At 56.9% G+C, this 7,071-nt stretch carries 5 protein-coding genes; 2 read left to right on the top strand and 3 right to left on the bottom strand.

Annotated features, from left to right (window positions below; genetic code table 11):
• Nucleotides 1-61 precede the first annotated feature (61 nt).
• Nucleotides 62-2,224: a polyphosphate kinase 1 gene (ppk1, locus tag LKE08_RS00640; RefSeq protein ID WP_324702260.1), complete on the bottom strand. Its 2,163-nt coding sequence runs from the start codon at nucleotides 2,222-2,224 to the stop codon at nucleotides 62-64.
• Nucleotides 2,225-2,837: 613 nt separating this feature from the next.
• On the opposite strand from ppk1, the gene LKE08_RS00645 reads away from it, so the two are divergent.
• Nucleotides 2,838-3,059 carry a Nif11-like leader peptide family natural product precursor gene (locus LKE08_RS00645; RefSeq protein WP_324702261.1) on the top strand — a complete coding sequence of 74 codons (222 nt, stop codon included), beginning with the start codon at nucleotides 2,838-2,840 and terminating at the stop codon, nucleotides 3,057-3,059.
• 150 nt (nucleotides 3,060-3,209) lie between these two features.
• Here LKE08_RS00645 and LKE08_RS00650 read toward each other — a convergent pair whose 3' ends face one another.
• Together LKE08_RS00650 and dnaK are read right to left on the bottom strand one after the other, a co-directional pair.
• Nucleotides 3,210-3,713 (bottom strand): DUF4112 domain-containing protein, encoded by a 504-nt coding sequence (locus tag LKE08_RS00650; protein WP_324702262.1) that lies wholly within the window; start codon nucleotides 3,711-3,713, stop codon nucleotides 3,210-3,212.
• Nucleotides 3,714-3,952: 239 nt separating this feature from the next.
• Nucleotides 3,953-5,869, bottom strand: a complete 1,917-nt coding sequence (gene dnaK / locus LKE08_RS00655) for a molecular chaperone DnaK (protein ID WP_324702263.1) — start codon at nucleotides 5,867-5,869, stop codon at nucleotides 3,953-3,955.
• A 394-nt stretch (nucleotides 5,870-6,263) separates the two neighbouring features.
• Between dnaK and LKE08_RS00660 the strand changes: the two genes are divergently transcribed.
• Nucleotides 6,264-7,037: a multicopper oxidase domain-containing protein gene (locus tag LKE08_RS00660; RefSeq protein WP_324702264.1), complete on the top strand. Its 774-nt coding sequence runs from the start codon at nucleotides 6,264-6,266 to the stop codon at nucleotides 7,035-7,037.
• Nucleotides 7,038-7,071 lie beyond the last annotated feature (34 nt).

Consider the following 7,071-nt stretch of genomic DNA (forward strand, 5'->3'; position numbering starts at 1 on the left):
ACAGGGGCGGAGGTAAAATTCCCCACACCCCACACCCCACACCCCACACCCCACACCCAAATTACCGCCCCTGTTCCGCCGTGTCCATCAAAATATCCTGGGCGCTGAGTTCGGGCGCCTTATCCGCCGGACGCCGCTGGATGTAGCGGCCGTCTTCCTGCAAGTCCCAGGCGTGGCGGTTGTCCGAGAGCATGATGCCGAGCACTTCCTGGAGATCCTTGGCCAGTTTGGGTTCTTCCACCGGCACGATCGCCTCGACCCGCCGGTTGAGGTTTCGGGGCATCCAGTCGGCGGACCCGATGTAAACCTCTTCCTCGCCGTTGTTGTAAAAATAAAAGATCCGCGAGTGCTCCAAAAAGCGCCCCACGATGCTGATCACTTTGATATTTTCGCTCACCCCCTTCACTCCGGGACGCAGGCAGCAGATCCCCCGGACGATCAGATCGATGGTGACGCCGGCGATGGATGCCTCGTAGAGGGTGGCGATAATTTCCGGATCGACCAGGGAGTTCATCTTGGCGACGATGCGCCCCGTCTCCCCGGCTTGGCAGCGATCGATCTCCCGGCGGATCAAACTCAGGAAGCGATCGCGCATATTCACCGGCGCCACCAACAATTTCCGGTAGGACTGCTGGCGGGAATATCCGGTCAAGAAGTTGAACAGGTCCGTCAGGTCTTCCCCCAACTCTTCCCGGCAACTCAACAGCCCCAAATCCGTGTACAGTTTAGCCGTTTTCGGGTTGTAATTTCCCGTTCCGATGTGGACGTAGCGGCGGATGTGGCCCTCTTCGTGGCGCACCACCATCACCACCTTCGTGTGGGTTTTCAACCCCACCAACCCGTAAACCACATGGACGCCCCGCTGCTCCAATTGTCGCGCCCAGTGGATGTTGTTCTCCTCGTCGAACCGGGCTTTCAACTCCACCAGGGCCGCCACCTGCTTGCCATTTTCCGCCGCCGCGATCAGGGCGTTGATGATGGGGGAATCTCCCGAGGTCCGGTACAGGGTCATTTTGATCGCCAACACGTTGGGATCGTAAGCCGCCTGGGTGATGAACTGCTGCACCGTCGCCGAGAAAGATTGGTAGGGGTGGTGGACCAAGACGTCGCCCTGGCGGACGATCGCGAAAATATCCTTTTCGATTTCGCCGTTGCTCGTCGAGGTGGTCACTTCGTCGCTGTCCGCCAGCCACTTGGGCAGGGTCGGACTCCACGGCCGATCTTTCAACTCCGGCATCGGCAGGCCCATGAACGACATCAAATCCTTGAGGTCCAGGATCCCCTCCACGGTGTAAATGTCTTCGGGCGCCAATTCCAGCTCCTCCATGAGCATCTCCCGGATGTTTTCGGGCATTCCGGTGTTGACCTCCAACCGCACCGCCGAACCCCCCAGGCGTCGCTTCCGCAACTCCTGTTCGATCGCCAAGAGCAGGTCGTCCCCTTCGTCTTCCTGCACGGAGAGATCGGCGTCTCGGGTGATGCGGAAGGGGTAGTAGTCGAGGATGTTCATCCCCGGGAACAGGGCTTCCAGGTTGTGGGCGATCACCTGTTCCAGGGGGACGCCCGTCCAGAAACCGGCGTTGCCCTCCCGCTGTTTTTGGAATTTTTCGGGGAGGGAAATAAACCGCGGCAGCAGTTTGGGGACTTTGATCCGGGCCAGCAAATCCTCCTCCGTCTCCGGGTTTTTGAGGACGACGGCCAAATTTAGGCTGAGGTTGGACAGGTACGGGAACGGGTGGGAGCGGTCGATGGCCAGGGGGGTGAGAACGGGGAAGATTTGCTCCTCGAAGTAGTGGTGCAGGTAGGTACGCTGTTCCTGGTTCAGGTCGATGTAGTTGAGCAGGTGGATGTCGTGTTTGGCCAGCTCTACCTTCGCCGTTTTCTCGAAAAATTGGTGCTGCTCCGACACCATCGGCAGCAACCGCTGGTGAATTTCTGTGAGTTGTTGCCGGGGGGTGCGGCCGTCGGGGGTGCGCTTGCGGACGTCGGCTTCGATTTGTCGCTTCAAACCGGCCACCCGCACCATAAAAAATTCGTCGAGATTGGAGCTGAAGATGGACAGGAATTTGAGCCGCTCCAACAGCGGGGTGCGATCGTCGAGGGCCTCGGCGAGGACCCGGTAGTTGAACTCCAGCCAACTCAGTTCCCGGTTGAAAAAGTATTGGGAATCGCCGAGGTCGATCGATTTTGAGGTCTGGGTTTCGGACTTTTTCGTTTTTGCCATGATCTAGAATAAAACGTGGGAGTTAGAGTGACAGTCGCGGTTTTTTGTATAATACCGGGAAGAGAAGGTCGGCTAGTTGACATTAAAAGAAGTTTAACACTTTTGGTTTAAGCTTTTGTTAATTTAATGTTAATCTCGGCGGAGGTCGCCCCGCACGCCGCTGGCAAGTTTGTTTTTAAATCTGACTCGAATTCGAGCTTCCGAGGGACTCTCAGAGCGACGATTGTGACGAGATTGACTGCCTTTCCGTTGGGAATTTTTTGCTTTTTTGAACTCCGCCAATTTTCCGGTCGGGGGCGAAGGAATTTCGGGGGCCAGCTTGGTCGTGTATTTTTATCAACTATAAAGATAATTTTTTGCAAAAGTCGGCATTTTCGATCGCGACAAAATTTTCCGACCCATTCTCCGACTTAATTCTCCTCGCGATCGCCCGGTTCGGAAGGGGGAAATCCCGCGAATCGAGTCCCCCGGAACCCGAGAATACGCCGCCGGACGATCGCATAAAATCCCAGAAATTTTTGGGGCATTTAGTAAAGTTTGTAACACTTTTTGAGATCCGAGCCTGAGACAATAGAAGGGTACCCAATCCTACGACCCAGTTAGGAGGGACTTTATGTCCAAACACAATGTAGAAACGCTGCTCGAAGCGGGCGGTCGTGACCCCGAGATTAAGAAAAAATATAACGAGGCGCAAAATGAGGAGGAGTTTGTCGCCCTCGCCCTCGCCGACGGTTACGAGTTTACGGTCAACGAGCTCAACGCAGTCCTCAACGAAGCCGGAGATTCCTTTGAAGTGCGCGGAAATCCGCCCAAGCGAGAAATCTGGTGGACATAAGTCCAACGGCGATCCATCTCAAACCGAGATGGAATTCTCGGTCGCCCCGAACCGATTGAACGAACGGTAAAAATCCCATTCGATCGAACATTCCCAGAGCCCATTTGTTCTGGGTTTTTTTGGCGCGGGTTGTCGCCGGGAAAACACCCGTCACAAGGATTGCAACAGACGCCACAGCAGGGCGATCGCGACTAAACTGACAAAGGACACCAAAATCACCAGTAGCAGCAACCCGCCCAAGAGTAAAACGACAAACCCGCGATCGGCTTTTTTCCCGGTTTCGGGATTCTCCAAATGGGCTTCCAAAAGATCGACATTTTTGACGTTCGCCTTCCACGCCACATCAAACAGGTCGCCGACGACCGGGACCGTCCCCGCCACCGTTTCCAGGGCGATGTTGGACCCCATTCTCAGCAGGGTTTCCTTGGGGACGCCGAACTGAAACGCCTTCAACACGATATAACCGGAAAACACCGCCCCCAGCAGGTCGCCCCCGCCCGGTATCAGCCCCAAAATGGGGTCTAAACCGATGCCGTGGGAGGTTCCGGGGATGCGGATCGCCCGGTCCAATAGATTGCTGAATTGGCGCAATTGTCGGATGGAAGAGACTTTTGTCCGGTCGGGTTCAGATTGGGTCGATGGCAGTGGTGACATGGTCGAAAACTGTTGATTGAGCGAATCAGCCAATTTTATCTCGATGGAGGTGTCCCGACATCGATCCATTTGAGGAATCTTTCGGCGATTTCCGGTTCAATACCCGAACATCGGGCAACCCTATAAGGTTGCCCCCACGGGGAATCCAAACATCGTCAAAAAACGGGGGGACATCGATGATGTCTCCCCCGTCGCAATTGTCAGATGATTGGAAGCGGGGGAATGGACCCCGAGTTCGTTTATTTGGCTTCGGTGAAGTCGGCGTCGATCACGTCGTCGGACGGACCCTCGCCGCCGTCGCCGTCAGACGAGCCTCCCGTCGCTCCCGCTTCGGCTCCCGGTGCGGAGCCGCCGGCTTGCTGGTACAGGTTGCTGCTGAGGGTGTAGAGCGCCTGTTGCAACTCGGTGGTCAGGGTTTGGATTTTGGCGTCGTCTTCCTGGGCGATCGCATCCCGCAGCTCCTTGATCTGACCTTCGATCTTGGTCTTCTCGTCGGCGGGAACCTTGTCGCCGAGTTCGTTGATCTGCTTCTCGGCTTGGTAAGCCAGGGTGTCGGCCTGGTTCTTGCGATCGATGCGCTCCCGGCGCTCCCGGTCCGCGGCCGCGTTCTGCTCGGCTTCCTTGACCATGCGATCGACTTCGTTATCCGGCAGGGTGGAGGCGCCGGTGATGCTGATGGACTGTTCCTTACCCGTCCCCTTATCCTTCGCCGTCACGTTCAGGATACCGTTGGCGTCGATATCGAACATCACCTCAATTTGGGGCACGCCGCGGGGAGCCGGGGGAATGCCGTCCAGGCGGAAGGTTCCCAAGCTCTTGTTGTCGGTCGCCATTTCCCGCTCACCTTGCAGGACGTGGATTTCCACATTCGTCTGGCCGTCAACCGCCGTGGAGAACACCTCGGATTTCTTGGTGGGAATCGTGGTGTTGCGGGGGATGATCTTGGTCATCACGCCGCCGAGGGTTTCCACACCCAAGGACAGGGGAGTCACATCCAGCAGCAGGATGTCTTTCACTTCGCCGGCCAGGACACCCGCCTGAATCGCCGCACCCACGGCAACCACTTCGTCCGGGTTGACGGTTTGGTTCGGGTCTTTGCCCAGAACCCGCTTCACCAATTCTTTGATGGCGGGAATCCGGGTCGAACCGCCGACGAGGACTACCTCATTGATGGCGGACTTGTCGAGTTTGGCGTCGCGGACCGCATTTTCCACCGGAATCCGGCAGCGGTCGATCAGGTCGGAGCAGATTTCCTCGAACTTCGCCCGGGTCAGGGTCATGTCGAGGTGCTTCGGCCCGTCCTGGGTGGCGGTGATGAAGGGCAGGTTGATCTCTGTCTGGGTGACGCTGGAGAGTTCCTGCTTGGCTTTTTCCCCCGCTTCCGTCAGGCGTTGGAGGGCCTGCTTGTCCTTCCGCAGGTCGATGCCTTCGGTTTTCATGAATTCCTCGGCCAGGAAGTCCACGATCTTCTTGTCGAAGTCGTCGCCGCCGAGGTGGGTGTCGCCGGATGTCGAGAGCACTTCAAACACGCCGTCGCCGACTTCCAGGATGGAGACGTCGAAGGTACCGCCCCCGAGGTCGAAGACCAGGATGGTTTCGTTGCTCTTTTTGTCCAGGCCGTAGGCCAGGGATGCGGCCGTCGGCTCGTTGATGATCCGCTTCACTTCGATGCCGGCGATTTTACCCGCGTCTTTGGTGGCCTGACGCTGGGAGTCGTTGAAGTAGGCCGGGACGGTGATGACGGCTTCGGTGACGGTTTCTCCGAGGTACTTGCTGGCATCTTCGAGCAACTTGCGGAGAACCTGGGCCGAAATTTCTTCCGGCGCGAATTGCTTCTCTCTGGCCGGACAGTCGAGCTTGACGTTGCCGCTGCTGTCGGAGAGGACTTTGTAGGCGACTTCTTTGGATTCGTTGTCTACTTCTGAAGATTTGCGTCCGATGAACCGCTTCACCGAGTAGAAGGTGTTTTCGGGGTTCATCACGGCCTGGCGCTTGGCGATTTGTCCCACGAGTTGATCGCCGTTTTTGGCGTAGGCGACGACGGAGGGGGTCGTGCGAAGGCCTTCGGCGTTGGCGATCACGGTGGGTTTACCGCCTTCCATTACCGCGACACAAGAGTTAGTGGTTCCTAAGTCAATTCCAACTACTTTTCCCATAGTGGTGCTTTTGCTCCTATGACTACTACAAAATTTGTTCTGTTTCCGCCCCGTTGATTCGCCAATCGAGTAAACCGCAGGTCACATTTGGTGAATGGGATGAGTAAGGGAGTCCTTTTTGAATAAGATCTTCAAGATCGATTCTTATTTCTATACTGTGGGCGGTCTGTCCTTTTGATGAAGGTGTGTTTACCGAACCTCCGGGGGACGGTCGGACTCCTTGCCGGTGAACCTGCGACCGTTTTGGATAACATCCATTCACTACTGTAGGAGGTGCGATCGCTCTCGATATGGTGGCTAACCGTAAGTCGGGAGTTGTGTTTGCCGTCAATCTCGGAAAATGGTTCGTTAAACTGGGATGGGCATCACCCCATTTCACGCGCCGATTGAACCGATGAAACGCAGACAGTTCTTAACCCTGAGTACCGCCGCCGGGGCAACCCTCCTGGGCCAGTGCGGTTCTCGCGCCTCCCTACAGGCACAATTTCCCCGGAAGACCAGTCAAGGGGGACTGCTGGACGTGGCGTTGGAGGCCCGTCCGGTGCGGGCGGCGATCGCGGGCCAATCCCTGAACCTGTTGGCCTACAACGGACAGATTCCCGGCCCGATGCTGGAAGCTAAACCGGGGGACACGGTGCGAATTCAGTTCAAAAATAGTCTCCCCCAAGAAACGAACCTGCACTATCACGGCCTGCACGTCCCCCCCACGGGGAACGCCGACAACGTTTTCATCCACGTCCCGTCCGGAGAAACCCAGACCTACGAATTGACGATTCCCGAAGATCACCCGGCGGGAACCTTTTGGTATCACCCCCACCGCCACGGCTGGGTGGCCGATCAGGTGTTCGGGGGTCTGGCGGGGTTGTTCGTGATTCGGGGGGAACTCGACGACATCCCGGAGGTGAAGGCGGCGAAAGAAGAATTTCTGGTTTTGCAAGATTTCGACGCGGCGGGAAGTTCGGGTCGGCGGGGAAACCCCATGATGCAGATGATGGGCCGGGAAGGTGCGATCGTCACGGCCAACGGACAGGTCAACCCCTCCCTGTCGATTCCCGCAGGGGGACTGTTGCGGCTGCGAATTCTGAACGCTTCCCCGTCTCGATTCTATTTATTGTCCCTCGAAGATCACGTAAAATCTCCGATACGTTTGGAAGCTCTGTCTCTTTAGAGCAGGGAGGAAAAACGAACGGCGACTTGAGTCG

It is taken from the genome of Lyngbya sp. CCY1209 (assembly GCF_035615495.1).
In the GTDB taxonomy this organism is placed as follows: Bacteria; Cyanobacteriota; Cyanobacteriia; order Cyanobacteriales; family Microcoleaceae; genus Limnospira.

Excerpts from the sequence above, each read along its gene's own strand:
- ppk1 (WP_324702260.1), bottom strand. The coding sequence starts at position 2,224 with ATGGCAAAAACGAAAAAGTCCGAAACCCAGACCTCAAAATCGATCGAC.
- LKE08_RS00645 (WP_324702261.1), top strand. The coding sequence starts at position 2,838 with ATGTCCAAACACAATGTAGAAACGCTGCTCGAAGCGGGCGGTCGTGAC.
- LKE08_RS00650 (WP_324702262.1), bottom strand. The coding sequence starts at position 3,713 with ATGTCACCACTGCCATCGACCCAATCTGAACCCGACCGGACAAAAGTC.
- dnaK (WP_324702263.1), bottom strand. The coding sequence starts at position 5,869 with ATGGGAAAAGTAGTTGGAATTGACTTAGGAACCACTAACTCTTGTGTC.
- LKE08_RS00660 (WP_324702264.1), top strand. The coding sequence starts at position 6,264 with ATGAAACGCAGACAGTTCTTAACCCTGAGTACCGCCGCCGGGGCAACC.